This is a genomic window from Frigoribacterium sp. CFBP 13729, assembly GCF_014841875.1.
In the GTDB taxonomy this organism is placed as follows: Bacteria; Actinomycetota; Actinomycetes; order Actinomycetales; family Microbacteriaceae; genus Frigoribacterium.
Genome location: NZ_JACYUR010000001.1, coordinates 316,918 through 335,206, shown reverse-complemented (window position 1 = coordinate 335,206; position 18,289 = coordinate 316,918). Strand labels below are relative to the sequence as shown.

17 protein-coding genes are annotated in these 18,289 nt (G+C 70.2%); 10 read left to right on the top strand and 7 right to left on the bottom strand.

Annotated elements, in window-relative coordinates; genetic code table 11:
* Positions 1-147 precede the first annotated feature (147 nt).
* The 5 genes from gap (at position 148) to IFT77_RS01480 (ending at position 3,952) form a co-directional block, all read left to right on the top strand.
* Positions 148-1,152 (top strand): type I glyceraldehyde-3-phosphate dehydrogenase, encoded by a 1,005-nt coding sequence (gap, locus tag IFT77_RS01500; RefSeq protein ID WP_123545822.1) that lies wholly within the window; start codon positions 148-150, stop codon positions 1,150-1,152.
* A 94-nt stretch (positions 1,153-1,246) separates the two neighbouring features.
* Positions 1,247-2,458, top strand: coding sequence for a phosphoglycerate kinase (pgk, locus tag IFT77_RS01495; protein ID WP_192169054.1), 1,212 nt, complete (start codon positions 1,247-1,249; stop codon positions 2,456-2,458).
* Positions 2,452-3,240, top strand: a complete 789-nt coding sequence (gene tpiA, locus IFT77_RS01490) for a triose-phosphate isomerase (RefSeq protein WP_192169053.1) — start codon at positions 2,452-2,454, stop codon at positions 3,238-3,240. Before pgk ends, tpiA begins: the two co-directional genes overlap by 7 nt.
* 104 nt (positions 3,241-3,344) lie before the next feature.
* Positions 3,345-3,596, top strand: coding sequence for a preprotein translocase subunit SecG (gene secG, locus IFT77_RS01485; RefSeq protein ID WP_056054823.1), 252 nt, complete (start codon positions 3,345-3,347; stop codon positions 3,594-3,596).
* Positions 3,596-3,952, top strand: coding sequence for an RNA polymerase-binding protein RbpA (locus IFT77_RS01480; protein WP_123545816.1), 357 nt, complete (start codon positions 3,596-3,598; stop codon positions 3,950-3,952). Before secG ends, IFT77_RS01480 begins: the two co-directional genes overlap by 1 nt.
* Before the next feature lie 112 nt (positions 3,953-4,064).
* Here the strand turns inward: IFT77_RS01480 and pgl are convergent, their stop codons facing one another.
* The 6 genes from pgl to tkt form a co-directional block, all read right to left on the bottom strand.
* Positions 4,065-4,835 carry a 6-phosphogluconolactonase gene (pgl, locus tag IFT77_RS01475; protein WP_192041671.1) on the bottom strand — a complete coding sequence of 257 codons (771 nt, stop codon included), beginning with the start codon at positions 4,833-4,835 and terminating at the stop codon, positions 4,065-4,067.
* A gap of 14 nt (positions 4,836-4,849) precedes the next feature.
* Positions 4,850-5,794 carry a glucose-6-phosphate dehydrogenase assembly protein OpcA gene (locus tag IFT77_RS01470; RefSeq protein ID WP_192041670.1) on the bottom strand — a complete coding sequence of 315 codons (945 nt, stop codon included), beginning with the start codon at positions 5,792-5,794 and terminating at the stop codon, positions 4,850-4,852.
* Positions 5,791-7,326: a glucose-6-phosphate dehydrogenase gene (zwf, locus tag IFT77_RS01465; RefSeq protein ID WP_192041669.1), complete on the bottom strand. Its 1,536-nt coding sequence runs from the start codon at positions 7,324-7,326 to the stop codon at positions 5,791-5,793. The genes IFT77_RS01470 and zwf overlap by 4 nt, the downstream gene beginning before the upstream one ends.
* A 108-nt stretch (positions 7,327-7,434) precedes the next feature.
* Positions 7,435-9,030, bottom strand: a complete 1,596-nt coding sequence (locus IFT77_RS01460; RefSeq protein ID WP_192041668.1) for a glucose-6-phosphate isomerase — start codon at positions 9,028-9,030, stop codon at positions 7,435-7,437.
* Positions 9,027-10,157 carry a transaldolase gene (gene tal / locus IFT77_RS01455; protein WP_192041667.1) on the bottom strand — a complete coding sequence of 377 codons (1,131 nt, stop codon included), beginning with the start codon at positions 10,155-10,157 and terminating at the stop codon, positions 9,027-9,029. Before tal ends, IFT77_RS01460 begins: the two co-directional genes overlap by 4 nt.
* Before the next feature lie 26 nt (positions 10,158-10,183).
* Positions 10,184-12,277 carry a transketolase gene (gene tkt, locus IFT77_RS01450; protein WP_192041666.1) on the bottom strand — a complete coding sequence of 698 codons (2,094 nt, stop codon included), beginning with the start codon at positions 12,275-12,277 and terminating at the stop codon, positions 10,184-10,186.
* Positions 12,278-12,596: 319 nt separating this feature from the next.
* Between tkt and IFT77_RS01445 the strand changes: the two genes are divergently transcribed.
* Positions 12,597-13,520, top strand: coding sequence for a heme o synthase (locus IFT77_RS01445; RefSeq protein WP_146900862.1), 924 nt, complete (start codon positions 12,597-12,599; stop codon positions 13,518-13,520).
* 8 nt (positions 13,521-13,528) lie between these two features.
* Positions 13,529-14,080 (top strand): GNAT family N-acetyltransferase, encoded by a 552-nt coding sequence (locus IFT77_RS01440; protein ID WP_192169052.1) that lies wholly within the window; start codon positions 13,529-13,531, stop codon positions 14,078-14,080.
* On the opposite strand, the gene IFT77_RS01435 is transcribed toward IFT77_RS01440, so the two are convergent.
* Positions 14,041-15,012, bottom strand: a complete 972-nt coding sequence (locus tag IFT77_RS01435) for a heme A synthase (protein WP_371740870.1) — start codon at positions 15,010-15,012, stop codon at positions 14,041-14,043. The two genes, IFT77_RS01440 and IFT77_RS01435, sit on opposite strands and share 40 nt — an antisense overlap.
* A gap of 288 nt (positions 15,013-15,300) precedes the next feature.
* On the opposite strand from IFT77_RS01435, the gene sufB reads away from it, so the two are divergent.
* From sufB to IFT77_RS01420, 3 genes are read left to right on the top strand one after another with little or no spacing between them, the layout of a single operon-like run.
* The gene (sufB, locus tag IFT77_RS01430) at positions 15,301-16,719 is read left to right on the top strand and encodes a Fe-S cluster assembly protein SufB (protein ID WP_146900868.1); all 1,419 of its coding nucleotides are present in this window, start codon (positions 15,301-15,303) and stop codon (positions 16,717-16,719) included.
* On the top strand, positions 16,720-17,943 hold the full coding sequence (sufD, locus tag IFT77_RS01425) for a Fe-S cluster assembly protein SufD (protein WP_192041664.1): 1,224 nt from the start codon (positions 16,720-16,722) through the stop codon (positions 17,941-17,943).
* Entirely contained in the window at positions 17,943-18,278 is a 336-nt protein-coding gene (locus tag IFT77_RS01420; protein WP_123545794.1) for a non-heme iron oxygenase ferredoxin subunit, read from the top strand. The genes sufD and IFT77_RS01420 overlap by 1 nt, the downstream gene beginning before the upstream one ends.
* The last annotated feature ends 11 nt before the right edge of the window (positions 18,279-18,289 follow it).

Genomic DNA, 18,289 nt, shown 5'->3' with positions numbered 1-18,289 from the left:
GCCGCGCTCCCGGAGTCACGGAGGCGGTCGACTGGTACTGTCGTAGACGGACGCGAAGCCCGGTCGCCCCGGCCGGATCGTGAGCCACGGGCCTGGTCGCCCGCCCCCTCCACGCGTCCCCGCGACGCCTGATCAACAGGAGTTCCCTTGACCGTCAAGATCGGCATCAACGGCTTCGGTCGCATCGGCCGCAACTACTTCCGCGCGGCGCTCGCCAAGGGCACCGACATCGAGATCGTCGCCGTCAACGACCTGACCGACAACGCGGCCCTCGCGCACCTGCTCAAGTTCGACTCCATCACGGGCCGTCTCGACGCCACGGTCGAGCTCGACGGCGACTCGATCGTCGTCGACGGCAAGCCGATCAAGGTCCTCGCCGAGCGCGACCCCGCCAACCTGCCCTGGGGCGAGCTGGGCGTCGACATCGTCGTCGAGTCCACCGGCTTCTTCACCAAGGCGGAGGACGCGCAGAAGCACATCGACGCCGGCGCGAAGAAGGTCCTGATCTCGGCGCCCGCCACCGGCGACGACGCGACGATCGTCCTCGGCGTCAACGAGGGCATCTACGACCCCGCCAACCACCACATCATCTCGAACGCGTCGTGCACCACGAACAGCCTCGCGCCCCTGATGAAGGTCTTCCTCGACAACTTCGGCGTCGAGCGCGGCCTCATGACGACGGTGCACGCCTACACGGCCGACCAGAACCTCCAGGACGGCCCCCACAAGGACCCGCGTCGTGCCCGCGCCGCCGCGATCAACATCGTCCCCACCTCGACCGGTGCGGCCAAGGCCATCGGCCTCGTCATCCCCGAGCTGTCGGGCAAGCTCGACGGCTACGCGCTGCGCGTCCCGGTGCCGACCGGCTCGATCACCGACGTCACGCTGCAGACGAGCACCCCGGTCACGGTCGAGCAGATCAACGCGGCCTACAAGGCCGCCGCCGAGGGCGACCTCAAGGGCATCCTGCTCTACTCGGAGGACCCGCTGGTCTCGTCGGACATCACGACCGACCCGCACTCGTCGATCTACGACTCGGGCCTCACGAAGGTCATCGGCAACATGGTCAAGATCACGTCCTGGTACGACAACGAGTGGGGCTACTCCAACCGTCTCGTTGACCTGACGAAGTACGTCGCCGACCGCCTGTAGGCGTCCGCACCACGATCGACCCGGGAGGCGGTCAGGCCCTCGGCCTGGCCGCCTCCTCGTCTCCCCACCGACCCCCTCCACAGAATCGAGTTCCATGACCCTCCGAACCCTCGAGTCGCTCGGCTCGACGTCGGGAAAGCGCGTGATCGTGCGCTGCGACCTGAACGTCCCGCTGAAGGACGGCGCCATCACCGACGACGGCCGCGTCCGCGCCTCCGTCGGCACCCTGCAGGCGCTCGTGGCCGACGGTGCCCGCGTCGTCGTCATCTCGCACCTCGGCCGCCCCGACGGCCAGCCCGTCGACGAGTTCAGCCTGCGCCCCGTGGCGGCCCGCCTCGGCGAGCTGCTCGACGCCGACGTCTCGTTCGTTCCCTCCACCGTCGGCAGCGAGGCCGAGGAGGCGGTGGCCGGCCTGGCCGACGGCCAGGTGGTCGTCCTCGAGAACCTCCGGTTCAGCCCGGCGGAGACCTCGAAGGACGCCGACGAGCGTCGCGCCTTCGCTGAGCAGCTCGCGGCGCACGGCGACCTGTTCGTCTCGGACGGCTTCGGCGTCGTGCACCGCGAGCAGGCCAGCGTCTACGAGCTGCCGCAGCTCCTCCCGAGCGCGGCCGGCACGCTCATCGAGACCGAGCTCTCCGTCCTGGAGAAGCTCACCGAGACGCCCGAGCGCCCCTACACGGTGGTGCTCGGCGGCTCGAAGGTGTCCGACAAGCTCGGCGTCATCGAGCACCTGCTGCCCCGGGTCGACTCGCTCCTGGTCGGCGGCGGCATGCTCTTCACGTTCCTCGCCGCACAGGGCCACGCCGTGGGCGGCAGCCTCCTCGAGAAGGACCAGCTCGACCGGGTGAGGGGCTACCTCGCCGACGCCGACGAGCGCGGCGTGCAGATCGTCCTGCCCACCGACGTCGTCGTCGCCTCGGCCTTCTCGGCCGACGCCGAGCACGCGGTCGTCCCCGCGGACGGCATCGAGACCTCCGAGCTCGGGGACGGGGCGATCGGCCTCGACATCGGACCGGACACGGCGACCCGCTTCGCCGAGATCGTCGCCGCCTCGAAGACCGTGTTCTGGAACGGGCCCATGGGCGTGTTCGAGTTCGACGCCTTCGCCCACGGCACGAAGACGGTCGCCGAGGCGCTCACGCGCGTCGACGGCCTGGGCGTCGTCGGGGGAGGGGACTCGGCCGCGGCCGTCCGTGCCCTCGGCTTCGACGACGACCAGTTCGGCCACATCTCCACCGGTGGTGGAGCCAGCCTCGAGTTCCTCGAGGGCAAACGACTCCCCGGACTGGAGGTCCTCGGATGGTGACCACGCGCACGCCCCTCATCGCCGGCAACTGGAAGATGAACCTCGACCACCTGCAGGCCATCGCCTTCGTCCAGAAGCTGGCCTGGAGCCTGAAGGACGCGAAGCACGACCACGCCTCCGTCGAGGCAGCCGTCTTCCCGCCCTTCACCGACCTGCGCAGCGTGCAGACCCTGCTCGACGCGGACGGCCTCTCGCTCGTCCTCGGTGCACAGGACCTGTCGGCCCACGACAGCGGTGCCTACACCGGCGAGGTCTCCGGTGCCTCCCTGGCGAAGCTCGACGTGCACTACGTCCTCGTGGGCCACTCCGAGCGCCGCACCCTGCACGCCGAGGACGACACCGTCGTCGCGACGAAGGTCGCGGCCGCGCACCGCAACGGGCTCGTCCCCGTGATCTGCGTCGGCGAGACCGCGGACGACCTCGAGACGCACGGGCCGAGCGCCGTCCCGGTAGCCCAGCTCCGCGCCTCCCTGGCCGAGGTCCCCGACACGGCCGAGATCGTGGTCGCCTACGAGCCCGTCTGGGCGATCGGCTCGGGCAAGGCGGCGACCGCCGACCAGGCCGAGCAGGTCTGCGCAGCCCTCCGTCAGGCCCTCGTCGAGCTCGTCGGGGCCGACCGCGCCGCGGCGACCCGCATCCTCTACGGCGGATCGGTCAAGTCGACGAACATCGCGTCGTTCCTGCGCGAGCCGAACGTCGACGGTGCGCTCGTCGGCGGTGCGAGCCTCGACGTGGACGAGTTCGCCCGCATCGTGCGCTTCGAGTCCCACGTCGGCGTCTGACGCCGACCGACAGACGGGTCCCTCTCCCGCCCGCGGGTGAGGGACCCGTCGCCGCGTGCGGCAGTTATACTCGTCAACGGTCTCACCGCATCGAAAGGTCCCCCTTGGAAATTCTGCAGGTCATCCTGCAGGTGCTGCTCGGCATCACGAGCCTCCTGCTGACCCTCCTCATCTTGCTGCACCGCGGTCGCGGCGGCGGTCTGTCCGACATGTTCGGCGGCGGTGTCACGAGCAACCTCGGTGCATCCGGGGTCGCCGAGCGCAACCTGAACCGCATCACCGTGTTCCTCGGGCTCGTCTGGATCACGTGCATCGTGGTCCTCGGCCTCATCACGAAGTTCTCGGCGGTCAGCTGATGGCCTCCGGAGGCAGCGCCATCCGTGGTTCGCGCGTCGGCGCCGGCCCCATGGGCGAGCAGGACCGCGGGTACCACGCCGAGCGCGTGACGATCTCGTACTGGGACGCCCTGGGCAACGAGGTCGTCCGCCACTTCGCCGCGAACGTGCCTGACGAAGAGATCCCCGAGACGGTCGACTCCCCGTCCAGCGGCCTCCCCGCCGGACGCGACAAGGCCAACCCGCCGACCGTCGCGAAGCTCGAGCCCTACAAGACGCACCTCGCGTACGTCAAGGAGCGACGGTCCGAGGAGGAGGCTGCCCAGCTCCTGGAGGAGGCGCTGCAGCAGCTGCGCGTCCGCCGGGGCAAGGCCTAGCCCGGCCCCCGCGTCCGGTCGCCACCGGTCGCCCGCAAGAGAAGCCCCGCAGCTCGGCTGCGGGGCTTCTCTCGTGTCGAGGCCCGGTCCGTCGCCGGACCGGGCCCGTGGATCAGTACGTCGAGGCGATCAGGTTCTCGGGGACCTCTGACGCGGCGTCGCTGTCCACGAAGAACACCGTGCGCTTCCGGCCCTTGACGCCGGCCACGGGGACCTGGTCGGCACCGGCACCGGCGAGGGCGAGGCCCAGCGACGACGCCTTCTCCGCGCCGGCGAGGATCATCCACACCCGCTGCGAGTTGTTGATGACGGGCAGGCTCAACGTGAGCCGGACCGGCGGCGGCTTGGGGGAGTCGTCCACCGTCAGCACGGTCGGTCCGCTCATGCGCACCTGGGGCGCGTCCGGGAAGAGGGACGCGACGTGGCCGTCGGGGCCCACGCCGAGGAGCGTGATGTCGAAGCGAGGCGCCTCGTCGTCGCCCTGGGCGTGCTCGAGGAGCTCGGCCCGGTACGCGACCGCGGCGGCCTCGACATCGCCGAACTCGCCTACGGCGCCGAAGCGGTGCACGTTCTGCGGCTCGACCCCGATGTGCCCGAGCAGGTCGATCTCGGCCTGCCGGTCGTTGCGGTCGTCGTGGCCGCTCTCGACCCAGCGCTCGTCGGCCCACCAGAACGAGACCTTGGACCAGTCGACGCTGTCCCGCGCGGGGGAGGCGTTGATGGCCGCGAGCACGACCGTGCTCACCGACCCGCCGCTGACGACGACGGAGGCGTAGTTCTGCTCCTCCAGGACGTCGATGATCTTGGTGATGAAGCGCGCGGCGACTGAGGCGCCCAGCGATTCCTTGTCGGGGTGAACCAGCACCCGGCGTTCGTTGCTCACTGTGTCAGTCTGTCCTAGTTGCTCTCGACGGGCTCCGCCAGCTGGCGGACCCCCTGCTTCACGACGTCCCCGAAGAGGTCGTCGGGGTCGAGTCTACGGAGTTCCTCCGCGAGGCAGTCGCGCAGCGACCGGCGTGGCAGCGAGAGGTCGTGGGTGGGCTGGTCGGGCTGCGTCAGCGTCGCCACGTCGACGACGGCGCGCTCGAGGACGATGGCGCCGGAGGCGCGCACGAGCCGGACCCCGTGGATGCCGCTGGAGCCGTTGCCGCGGGTCAGCTCGTTCACCACAGGCACCTGCAGCTGCAGCCGAAGCCACGCGGCAAGCAGCAGCGTCGACGGGGAGTCGGGGGCACCGTCGACCCGGACCTCGGTCACGGGCTCGTAGGGCGGCTGGTCGAGGACGGCCGCGAGCTGGGTGCGCCAGAGAGTGAGGCGCGTCCAGGCGAAGTCCGTGTCGCCGGGCTGGTAGGTCTCGGCGAGGTCGACGATGCTCTGACGCGGGTTCGGCTGGCTGGCCGCGTCGGTGATGCGGCGCTGGGCGATGCGTCCGAGAGGCGACTCCGCGACGACCTCGGGAGCGCGACCGGGCCACCAGACGACGACGGGGGCGTCGGGCAGCAGGAGACCGGTGACCAGCCCCTCCTCGTCGCTCGCGGTGTCGCCGTAGGCGCGCAGGAGGATGACCTCGCTCGCGCCCGCGTCCCCGCCGACCCGGATCTGGGCGTCGAGCCGGGGCTCCTCGTCGTCGCCGCCCGGAGCGGTCGACACGACGATGACGCGCATGGGGTGCTCACGGGAGGCGTCGTTGGCGGCCTCGATGGCCTCCTCCTCCTCGCCGTGGCTCGTCGAGATGATGAGGGTGAGCACGCGCCCGAGCGCGACGACGCCGCCCTCCTCGCGGATGGTGACGAGCGTCTTCTGCACTCGGCTGATGGTGCTGGCGGGCAGATCGACGATCACGGGCGTCTCCAGGTGCGGCCGTCACGGGCCATGAGTTCATCGGCGGACTGGGGGCCCCACGTTCCGGGGCGGTACTGCTCGGGCTGGCCCTGAGTCGCCCAGAACTCCTCGATCGGGTCGAGGATCTTCCAGGAGAGCTCGACCTCCTCGTGTCGGGGGAACAGGGGCGGGTCGCCCAGCAGGACGTCGAGGATGAGGCGCTCGTAGGCCTCGGGGCTGGCCTCGGTGAAGGCGTGGCCGTAGCCGAAGTCCATCGTGACGTCGCGCACCTGGGTGCCGATCCCGGGGACCTTCGAGCCGAAGCGCAGGGTGACGCCCTCGTCGGGCTGCACGCGGATCACGAGGGCGTTCTGGCCCAGCGAGGTCTGCGTTCCGAAGATGTTCTCGGGCACCTGCTTGAAGACCACGGCGATCTCGGTCACGCGACGCCCCAGGCGCTTGCCGGCCCGGAGGTAGAAGGGCACGCCGGCCCAGCGCCGCGTCGCGATCTCGAGCTTCACGGCGGCGAAGGTCTCGGTGACGCTCTCGGGGTTCATCCCCTCCTCGTCGAGGAACCCGAGGACCTTCTCGCCGCCCTGCCAGCCTCCCGAGTACTGGCCACGGGCGGTCCCGGCGGCGATGTCCTCGGGGATCCGGACCGCGGAGAGGACCTTCTCCTTCTCGGCACGGAGGTGAGACGCGGCGAACGTGACCGGCTCCTCCATGGCCGTGAGGGCGAGGAGCTGGAGGAGGTGGTTCTGGATGACGTCGCGAGCGGCACCGATGCCGTCGTAGTAGCCGGCCCGGCCGCCGACCCCGATGTCCTCGGCCATCGTGATCTGGACGTGGTCGACGTAGTTCGAGTTCCAGAGGGGCTCGTACATCTGGTTGGCGAACCGGAGGGTCAGGAGGTTCTGGACCGTCTCCTTGCCCAGGTAGTGGTCGATGCGGAAGACCGAGTCGGGCTCGAAGACGCTCTCGACCACGGCGTTCAGCTCGCGGGCGGTCGTGAGGTCGCTGCCGAACGGCTTCTCGATCACCACGCGGCGCCACGCGCCGTCCTTCTCCTCGGCCAGGCCGCTGCTGCGCAGCTGCTCGGTGACCATCGGGAAGGCCTTGGGCGGGATCGAGAGGTAGAAGGCGTGGTTGCCCATCGTGCCGCGCTCCCGGTCGAGCTCCTCGATCGTGTCCTTGAGGCGCGTGAACGAGTCGGCGTCGTCGAACGTGCCCTGCACGAAGCGGAAGCCCTCCTTCAGCTGACGCCAGACGTCCTCGTCGAAGGGGGTGCGGGCGTGCTGCTTGACGGCCTCGTAGACGACCTGCTCGAAGTCCTGGCCCTCGAACTCGCGGCGGGCGAAGCCGACGAGCGCGAAGCCGGGGGGCAGGAGGCCGCGGTGGGCGAGGTCGTACACGGCCGGCATGAGCTTCTTGCGCGACAGGTCGCCGGTGACGCCGAAGATGATGAGGCCGCTCGGGCCGGCGATCCGGTTCAGGCGTCGATCGGAGGGCAGCCGCAGGGGGTTGTGCTCCGGCGTGATCTCGACGGGTGACATCGTGGTGGTTCCTTCAGGGTCGTTCTCTCGGGCACGGTCGCGTGGCACGTGGTCGTCCGACCACGGCGAAGGGGGCCGGCGTCCTCACGGACACCGGCCCCCTCACGCTCAGCGGACTGCGGCGAGCAGAGCGGGCAAGGCGCCCGCCACGTCGTCGACGGTCAGCCGGAGCACGGGACGACCGTGGTCGGCCAGCACGGTCGCGTCGCCGGCGGCCTGCGCCTGGACCAGCTGCCCGAAGGTGAACGGGCTCTCCGGGATCTCGAGGTCGGTCGACGCCGTCTGGGTGATCTGGAGGAACACGCCGTTGGCGGGCCCGCCCTTGTGGTACTGGCCCGTGGAGTGCAGGAAGCGAGGTCCCCACCCGAAGGTGACGGGACGCTTCGTGCGCGCCGCGAGCACGTCGCGGAGCTCCTCGAGCTGCGGGTAGGCCACGCGGTCGGCGTAGGCCTGGATCGACAGGTAGCCGTCGTCGGTCAGGGCCGACAGGAGGGCCGAGACGGCCGACTCGAGCGAGTCGCCGAGCTCGACGCCGCCGACCTCGCGGACCTCGACGCCCTCGGCGGTGAACGCCGGGGGAGTCGGGGCCGGTCGATCGTCGAGCAGCGCCCGCGTGGCGACCTTCGCCGACTCGACGTCGGGCTGGTCGAACGGGTTGATGTCGAGCAGGCGCCCGGCGACCGCGACGGCGTACTCCCAGACCATGACCTGACCGCCGAGAGAACCCGAGATCTCGACCTCGCCGGGAGCGACCTCACGGGTCTCCGCCGCGTTCGCGACCAGGCGCACGACCTGCACGTCGTGCAGGCCCAGGCTGATCTCCGGAGCGTCCGTGCCGAGCACGACGGGGAGGAGGCCGCGACCCTGCTTGCCGGTCGACTCGGCGATCAGCTGCTCGGCCCAGTCGGGGAAACCGATGATGTGCGTGCCGTCGGCGACGATCGCGATCTTGTCGCGCAGGGGCGAGGTGCCCGCGAGGACGGCGCCCAGCACGAGGCCGGGGTTGTCCGCGCTGTCCTGCGAGAGCTCGACCGTGACGGCGTCCGCCTCGGCGAGCAGCTCGCGGATGTCGGCGCCGGCGAGGCCGGACGGCACGAGGCCGAAGGCCGACAGCGCCGAGTAGCGGCCGCCGATGGCGGGGTCGGCGTTGAAGACGCGGTAGCCGGCCTCGCGGGCCTGCCCGTCGAGGGGCGAGCCCGGGTCGGTGACGACCACGATGCGCTCGACCGGGTCGATGCCGGCGTCGCGGAAGGCCTTCTCGAAGGTCTTGCGCTGGCTGGCGGTCTCGACGGTCGAGCCGGACTTCGACGACACGACGAGCACGGTCCGCTCGAGGCGGTCGTGCAGGGCCGTCAGGACCTGGCCGGGCTCCGTGGCGTCGAGCACGGTCAGCTCGACGCCGTAGGTGCGCGTGATGACCTCGGGGGCCAGCGACGAGCCGCCCATGCCCGCGAGCACGACGTGGTCGACGCCCTTGGCGGCGAGCTCCTCGCGGAGCGCGTCGATCTCGTCGAGGAGGGGCGTGGAGACCACGACGGCCTCGGTCCAGCCGAGACGCTTGGCTGACTCCTCCTCGGCGTCCGGGCCCCAGAGGGTGGGGTTCTGCGCCGTGATGCCGGAGGCGACGAGGTCGCTGACCAGCTGGGGCACGACGGTCTCGACGGCGGTGGCCGCGTCGCCGCTCGCGGCGATCGTGATGGTCACTTGGCGTCCTCGGCGGTGGGCTTCGAGGACTCGAGGGCTGCGGTGACGGTGTCGAGCAGCTCGTTCCAGGAGACGATGAACTTCTCCACGCCCTCCTTCTCGAGCAGCTCGGTGACCTCGTCGTACGAGACGCCCACGGCCGCGATCGCGTCCATGACCTCGTTGGCGGAGGCGTAGGAGCCGCTGATCGAGTCGCCGCGGACCTCGCCGTGGTCGAAGGTCGCCTCGAGGGTCTTCTCGGGCATCGTGTTCACGACGTCGGCGGCGACGAGCTCGACCACGTAGGTCGTGTCGAGGACGGCAGGGTCCTTGACGCCGGTCGAGGCCCAGAGGGGACGCTGCTTGTTGGCGCCGGCGGCGAGCAGGCCCTTCGCGCGCTCGGTGTCGAAGGCCTGGACGTAGGCCTCGTAGGCGAGCTGGGCGTTCGCGACGCCCGCCTTGCCCTTGAGGGCCGTCGCCTCGTCGGTGCCGACGGCCTCGAGACGCTTGTCGATCTCGCTGTCGACGCGCGACACGAAGAACGACGCGACGGAGTGGATCTCGCTGATGTCGATGCCCGCGGCCTTGGCCTGCTCGAGACCGGTGAGGTACGCGTTGATGACGGCGCGGTAGCGCTCGAGGCTGAAGATCAGGGTGACGTTGACGCTGATGCCCTTGGCGATGACGGCGGTGATGGCCTCGAGGCCCTCGACCGTCGCGGGGATCTTGATGAGCGCGTTGGGACGACCCACCTTGGCGGCGAGCTTGACGGCCTGGTCGATGGTGCCCTGCGCGTCGTGCGCGAGGCCCGGCTCGACCTCGATCGACACGCGGCCGTCGAAGCCCTTGGTGTCGTCGTAGATGCCGCGGAAGATGTCGCAGGCGCGGGTGACGTCGTCGGTCGTGATCTCGAAGACCGCGTCGGTGACGCTCACGCCGGTCTTGGCGAGCAGAGCGACCTGGTCGTCGTAGGCCTCGCCCTTGGCGAGGGCCGACGCGAAGATGGTCGGGTTCGTGGTGACGCCCACGACGTTGCGCTCGGCGATCAGCTTCTCGAGGCCGCCGGCGTTGATGCGCTCACGCGAGAGGTCGTCGAGCCAGATGCTGACGCCCGCGGCGGAGAGCTGTGCGGTGTTGGTGTCGGTCATGTCGTTCTCTTCTTTCTTGCCGGCGCTCAGAGAGCGGCCAGCGAGTCCTTGACGGCGGCCACGGCGGCTTCGGTGGTGATGCCGAACTCGCGGTAGAGCGTCTTGTAGTCGGCGGAGGCGCCGAAGTGCTCGATGGAGATGCTGCGGCCGGCGTCGCCGACGATGCCGCGCCACGGGAGCGCGACGCCTGCCTCGATCGAGACGCGGGCCTTGACGGCGGCCGGGAGGACCGCCTCCTTGTACTCGGCGCTCTGCTCGTCGAACCACTCGAGGCTGGGAGCCGACACGACGCGGGCGTTGATGCCCTCGCCGCGCAGGACCTCACGGGCCTCGACGGCGATCTGCACCTCGGAGCCCGTGGCGATCAGGATCACGTCGGGCGTGCCGCCGGGAGCCTCGGCGAGGACGTACGCGCCCTTGGCGACGTTCTTGGCGGACGCGAAGGTCTCGCCCTCGGCGTCGCCGTCGCCGCGCTCGAAGACGGGCAGGTTCTGGCGGCTGAGCGCCAGGCCGGCCGGGCCGTCGAAGCGGTCGAGGATGGTCTTCCAGGCCCAGGCGGTCTCGTTGGCGTCGGCGGGGCGCACCACGGCGAAGTCGGGGATCGCGCGGAGGGCGGCGAGCTGCTCGACCGGCTGGTGCGTGGGGCCGTCCTCGCCGAGCGCGACCGAGTCGTGGGTCCAGACGTACGTCACCGGCGACTTCATCAGGGCGGCGAGACGCACGGCGGGGCGCATGTAGTCGCTGAAGATGAGGAAGGTGCCGCCGAACACACGCGTGTTGCCGTGCAGGGCGATGCCGTTCATGATCGAGCCCATGGCGTGCTCGCGGATGCCGAAGTGCAGCACGCGACCGTAGGGGTTGCCCTGCCACTCGTGGGTCGACCACTCGGCCGGCACGAAGGAACCGCCGCCGTTGATGGTCGTGAGGTTCGACTCGGCGAGGTCGGCGGAGCCGCCCCAGAACTCGGGGACGACGCCGGCGATGGCGTTGATGACCTTGCCGGAGGCGGCTCGGGTCGAGACCTCCTTGTCGGTCGGGAAGACCGGCAACGCCTCGTCGAGGCCCTCGGGCAGCTCGCCCTCGAGGACGCGGTCGAGGAGGGTCTTCTTGTCGGGGTTGGCCGAGGCCCACTCGTCGAACGACGTGCGCCACTCGGCGTGCTGCGCCTGGCCGCGCTCGACGGCCTTGCGGGTGTGCTCGAGGACCTCGGGGTCGACGTCGAAGGTCTTCTCGGGGTCGAAGCCGAGCACCTCCTTCAGGCCCGCGAGCTCTTCGGCGCCGAGCGCCGAGCCGTGGATCTTGCCGGAGTTCTGCTTCTTGGGCGAGGGCCAGCCGATGATCGTCTTGAGGATGATCAGCGAGGGCTTGCTCGTCTCGGCCTTGGCGGCCTCGATCGCGTCGTTGAGGGCGGCGACGTCCTCGACGTACTCGCCCGTCTTCTTCCAGTCGACGACCTGGACCTGCCAGTCGTACGCCTCGTAGCGCGCGTGGACGTCCTCGGTGAAGGCGATGTTGGTGTCGTCCTCGATCGAGATCTGGTTGGAGTCGTAGATCACGACGAGGTTGCCGAGCTGCTGGTGACCGGCGAGCGAGGACGCCTCGCTGGTGACGCCCTCCTGCAGGTCGCCGTCGCCGGCGATGACGTAGACGAAGTGGTCGAAGGGCGAGGTGCCGACGGCGGCCTCGGGGTCGAACAGGCCGCGCTCGAAGCGGGCGGCGTACGCCATGCCCACGGCGGAGGCGAGGCCCTGGCCGAGGGGACCGGTGGTGATCTCGACGCCGTCGGTGTGGCCGTACTCGGGGTGGCCGGGCGTCTTCGAGCCCCAGGTGCGCAGCGCCTTGAGGTCGTCGAGCTCGAGGCCGTAGCCGCCGAGGTAGAACTGGACGTACTGGGTCAGCGAGCTGTGCCCGACCGAGAGGACGAAGCGGTCGCGGCCGATCCACTCGCTGTCGCTGGGGTCACGACGCATGACCTTCTGGAAGAGGAGGTACGCGGCGGGCGCGAGGCTCATCGCCGTCCCCGGGTGGCCGTTCCCGACCTTCTCGACCGAGTCGGCCGCGAGGACGCGGACCGTGTCGACGGCCTTGTTGTCAATGGATTCCCACTGCAGATCTGCCACTTGGAGATGACCCTTCTTGTTGCGAACTGCGCGGGGTCGATTCGCTCCCGCGCTGACATGCGCCTGCCGAGACGTCGTCGGCTGCGGCCGCTCGGGCACGGACCGGAGGTCGCGCGACAGGGAGCCGATGGTTCGATGTCGAGGATTCCGTCGCCGTGCGGGCGTGCGACTGGCAAGCACCTGCAAGTATAGGGACGAAAGGGCTCGCTCCGCCCGCAGGAGGCGCGCCGTTCCGCCGTCAGCGTCGCCGGTCATCGCCTAGACTCGCTGGTTCGCCTAGACTCTCCGCGCCGAACCGTACATCTCGTCAGAGGGACCCATGACCGCAGCCATCGACACCCGCCCCACCACCGGACCTCGGGGCATCCGTCGCAAGGCTGGCGCCTACGTCGCGCTCACGAAGCCCCGCGTGATGGAGCTGCTGCTCGTCACCACGGCACCGACCATGTTCCTGGCCCAGGGCGGCGTGCCGAACCTGTGGCTCGTCGCGGCCACGCTGATCGGCGGTGCGCTCAGCGCCGGCTCGGCCTCCGCCTTCAACTGCTACATCGACCGCGACATCGACCGCATCATGAAGCGGACCCAGGGCCGCCCGCTCGTCACCGGCGAGGTGACGGACCGCGAGGCGCTGGCGTTCTCCTGGATCGTGGGCCTCGCCTCCATCGTCTGGCTGGCCCTCACGGTCAACCTCCTCTCGGCCGCCCTGTCGCTCGGCGCGATCCTCTTCTACGTGGTCGTCTACACGCTGTGGCTCAAGCGCCGCACGCCGCAGAACATCGTCTGGGGCGGCATCGCCGGGTGCATGCCCGTCCTGATCGGCTGGGCCGCCGTCACGAACGACCTCAGCTGGCCTCCGGTCATCCTCTTCATGGTGATCTTCCTCTGGACCCCGCCGCACTACTGGCCCCTGTCGATGAAGTACCGGGACGACTACGCCGCCGCGTCGGTGCCCATGCTGGCCGTCGTCCGAGGCCGGTCGTCCGTCGGCCTCCAGGTGATCCTCTACGCGTGGGCCACCGTCGCCTGCTCGCTGCTGCTCGTCCCCGTCGCCCACATGGGCGTGCTCTACACGGTCGTCGCCCTCGCGAGCGGCACCTGGTTCGTGTGGGAGTCGCACCGCCTGTACAGCCGTGCGATCCAGCACGTCGCCGAGGTCCGTCCCATGCGCGTGTTCCACAGCTCCATCACCTACCTGACGCTGCTCTTCATCGCCGTCGGCATCGATCCGCTCCTGCCGTTCTGAGGCGTCCGGTGAGCTCCGGCACCGAGGACGTCCTCGACTGGACCGTCCGTGAGGGGCGACCCGACGACGTCGACGCCCTCGCCGACCTGAAGCTCGCCGCCCTCGAGCCCGACCTGAGGCGAGCGGGCGTCTGGCGTCCGCCGTACAACCGTGCGCGCTTCGAGCGCGAGTTCGTGCCGACCGAGACCCGCGTGGTCGAGGTCGGGGGGCGCCTCCTCGGCTGCCTCGCGGTGCACCCGGAGGGCGACGACGTCTGGCTGCGCCATTTCTACCTGGCCGAGGAGGCGCGGGGCCGGGGGATCGGCACGCGCCTGCTCCGGGAGGTGCTCGCCTCGCTCGGGTCGCGGCCCGTGCTGTTGGACGTGCTGACGGGCAGCCGCGCGGCGGGCCTGTACCTCCGGCACGGCTTCGTCCCGGTCGAGGACGACGGCGTCGACGTGATCATGCGGCGGGACGCACCGGACGCATCGGACGCGCCGGACGCATCGGTCGGGCTCGGTGCTCCCGCGGACGGGCCCGCTCAGAGTCGGACGGACTCCGGGGAGTCGACCGTCAGCTGAGCCTCGGACGGGCTCTGGTCCTCACGCAGCGAGAGGACGAGCGCGGTCGTCGCCGCCACCAGGAGCGCCGCCAGCACCATGTGCGAGCCGACGAGGAGCGGCGGCAGTCCCGTGCGCGCCTGGGCGATGCCCACCGCGATCTGGACGAGCTCGACACCGAGGAGGGCGAGGGGGAACCGGCGCGGGAGACCGGTGCGGAGGGTCCAGACGACGACCGCGAGGGTCAACGCGAGGGTCGCGTAGGCGGGCCAGCTGTGCACGTGGTCCATGACGGCCGGGTCGAGGCCGTTGCGGGGCGTGGCCGCGTCGCCGGCGTGTGGGCCGGAGCCGGTCGTCAGCACGCCGACGACCACGGTGACCAGCACGACGCCGGACAGCACGTGGACGAGTCGGGCGTAGGCGGGGGGAGTCGCGGCGTGGTGACCGCGAGGTCCGCGGAGAACCCGCCACACGAGCACCGTGGACAAGGCGACCAGGGCGATCGAGACGAGGAAGTGCGCCCCGACGATGTACGGGTTCAGGCCCGTGAGGACGGTGATGCCGCCCAGCACGGCCTGGAGGGGGATGCTCATGCCCTGGGCGAAGGTGAGCCAGAACAGCTCGCGGCGCTGCTTGCGCATGCGGAGGACGAAGAGGAAGGCGAGCACGACGACTGCCGTGAGGACGAAGGTGAGGAGGCGGTTGCCGAACTCGATCACCCCGTGGATCCCCATCTCGGGCGTGCTGACGAACGAGTCGGCGGTGCAGCGAGGCCACGTCGGGCAGCCGAGACCGGACCCGGTCAGCCGCACCGCGCCTCCGGTGCCGATCAGCAGGACCTGACAGAGCAGCGAGGCCCAGGCGATGAACCGGACCCGGCGGTCGGTCGTCGTCGGCAGCCACCGCCAGAGGCGCGTCACGGGGCCGGGCCGGGTCACCTGTGCGTTGCTCACGAGTTGCTGCCTTTCGTCACATCCGCCGCTCTGCCCTGTAGAATCGATGAGTTCAGGGACACACCCGACACGAGCGTCGACGACGACGCCCGAGGGCCGTGGGATCCGCAGAAGCGGTACGCGGACCTCACGTCAGTCTAAGCAACGCCGGCTCCGCCTCCGCTCCACGCAGGCAGCCGTCGCCGCTCGACCGGGAGTCCGTCTCGCAGCGCGAGCAGCTGGGCCCCCATCCGACGGGGAATGGTCACGACCCGACCCACGTTCGGCCCAGCAGAGAAAGAGGTAGTCATGTCAGACGTGTTGATCGACCGACCAGAGCTCGAGAGCCTGGGGCAGTACGAGTTCGGCTGGTCCGACTCCGACGCAGCAGGCGCGTCCGCGCGCCGTGGCGTGTCGCCCGAGGTCGTCACCGACATCTCGGCGCTGAAGAGCGAACCGGAGTGGATGCTCAAGAACCGGCTCAAGGGCCTGGCGCTCTTCGAGCGGAAGCCCATGCCGACCTGGGGCGCCGACCTCTCCGGCATCGACTTCGACAACATCAAGTACTTCGTCCGCTCCACCGAGAAGCAGGCGACGACGTGGGAGGAACTCCCCGACGACATCAAGAACACGTACGAGAAGCTCGGCATCCCAGAGGCCGAGCGGAACCGCCTCGTCGCGGGCGTCGCCGCCCAGTACGAGTCCGAGGTCGTCTACCACCAGATCCGCGAGGACCTGGAGGAGCAGGGCGTCATCTTCATGGACACCGACACGGCCCTCCGCGAGCACCCCGAGATATTCCAGGAGTACTTCGGCACGGTGATCCCGGCCGGCGACAACAAGTTCGCCGCGCTGAACACGGCCGTCTGGTCGGGCGGCTCGTTCGTCTACGTGCCGAAGGGCGTCCGGGTCGAGATCCCGCTGCAGGCCTACTTCCGCATCAACACCGAGAACATGGGCCAGTTCGAGCGGACGCTGATCATCGCCGACGAGGGCAGCTACGTCCACTACATCGAGGGCTGCACGGCACCGATCTACAAGAGCGACTCGCTGCACTCGGCCGTCGTCGAGATCATCGTGAAGAAGAACGCCCGCGTTCGCTACACGACGATCCAGAACTGGTCGAACAACGTCTACAACCTCGTGACCAAGCGCGCCATCGCCCACGAGGGCGCGACCATGGAGTGGATCGACGGCAACATCGGCTCCAAGGTGACGATGAAGTACCCCTCGATCTACCTGGTCGGCGAGCACGCCAAGGGCGAGACCCTGTCCGTCGCCTTCGCCGGCCCCGGCCAGCACCAGGACGCCGGCGCGAAGATGATCCACATGGCGCCCTACACGACGTCGTCGATCGTCTCGAAGTCGATCGCCCGGGGCGGCGGCCGAGCCGGCTACCGCGGCGAGGTCCGCGTCGACGACGCGGCCCACCACTCGGCGAACACGGTGCGCTGCGACGCGCTGCTGGTCGACACCATCTCGCGCTCCGACACCTACCCGGCGATCGACATCCGCGTCGACGACGTGCAGCTAGGCCACGAGGCGACGGTGTCCCGGGTCAGCGAGGAACAGCTCTTCTACCTCATGTCGCGAGGCATGGCGGAGGACGAGGCAATGGCCATGATCGTGCGCGGGTTCATCGAGCCGATCGCCCGGGAGCTGCCGATGGAGTATGCGCTCGAGCTCAACAAGCTCATCGAGATGAGCATGGAAGGATCAGTCGGCTAGATGTCCGCCGCAGCACCCACCACCACAGACACCGCGCCCGAGGGCGTCCAGCACGGCGCAGGGGCGCACAGCGACGGCGGATGGGGCCTCGTGCCCGTCCAGACCCGTTCTGGCCGCTTCCGCTCCACCGACCCCGCGGCCTTCGCGGCCGTCACCGGCCGGGAAGTCGACTGGAAGCTCAGTCCCGTCGACCGCCTCCGTCCGCTCATCGACGGTCCGCTCGACGGCTCGCCGTACGCGTACCTCGCCCGGGAGACCGGCGGCGCGGCCGTCGAGTGGCTCGACCGCGCCGACGCCCGTGTCGGGCGCGCCGGTGCGCCGGAGGACAAGGCCTCGGCGAACGCCTGGGCCTCGACCGAGAAGGTCCTCGCCGTGACCCTGACCGGGGACGAGCCGTCCACGGTCACGATCGGCCGGAGCGGCCTCGACAGCGAGCCTCGCGCCGGCCACACCGTCATCCACGCGACCGCGAACACCCGCTCGATGGTCGTGCTCCGCAACACCGGCTCGGCGCAGCTCGTCGAGAACGTCGAGATCGTCGTCGACGACGGTGCGCACCTGACCGTCGTCACCCTGCAGGAGTGGGACGACGACGCGATCCACCTGGCGAGCCACTTCGCCACGATCGGTCGCGACGCGCAGCTCAAGCACTTCGTCGTCTCGCTCGGCGGCTCGGTCGTGCGGGTGAACCCCTCGGCCCACCTGGCCGGGCAGGGCTCGGACACCGAGCTCTACGGCGTCTACTTCGCCGACGCGGGCCAGCACCTCGAGCAGCAGGTCTACGTGCACCACGACGCCCCGAACAGCCGCAGCCGCGTCAACTACAAAGGCGCGCTGCAGGGCGTGGGCGCCCGCACGGTCTGGATCGGCGACGTCCTGATCGCGCGCACGGCGCCCGGGACGGACAGCTACGAGCAGAACCGCAACCTCGTCCTCAGCGAAGGCACACGGGCGGACTCGATCCCGAACCTGGAGATCGAGACGGGCGACATCGCCGGGGCGGGCCACGCCAGCGCCACCGGCCGGTTCGACGACGAGCACCTCTTCTACCTGCAGTCCCGGGGCATCTCGGAGCACGAGGCACGCCGTCTCGTCGTCCTCGGGTTCCTCAGCGAGGTCGTGCAGAAGATCGGCGAGCCCGAGCTGCAGGAGCGTCTCATCGACGCTCTCGAGGTCGAGCTCACCGCCGGTGAGGGCCTCCCGACGGCAGGCGGCGCCGCCTGATGGCCGGGGTCAAGGTCTGCGGCGTCGACGACGTCACGCCGGCCCAGGCGATGCGCGTCGTCGTCGAGGGGGTCGCCGTCGCCGTCGTCAAGGACAGCTCGGGCGACATCCACGCGATCGGCGACACCTGCACCCACGGCGACATCTCGCTCTCCGAGGGCTTCGTCGAGGACGACACGCTCGAGTGCTGGGCGCACGGCTCCAAGTTCGAGCTGACGACCGGCAAGCCGCTCACCCTCCCTGCCTACGAACCCGTCCCGGTCTTCCGTGTCACCGTCGTCGACGGTGACGTGTACGTCGACACCACCGCGTCGTCCGCCGACGTCGCACAGTAAGGAAAAGAACG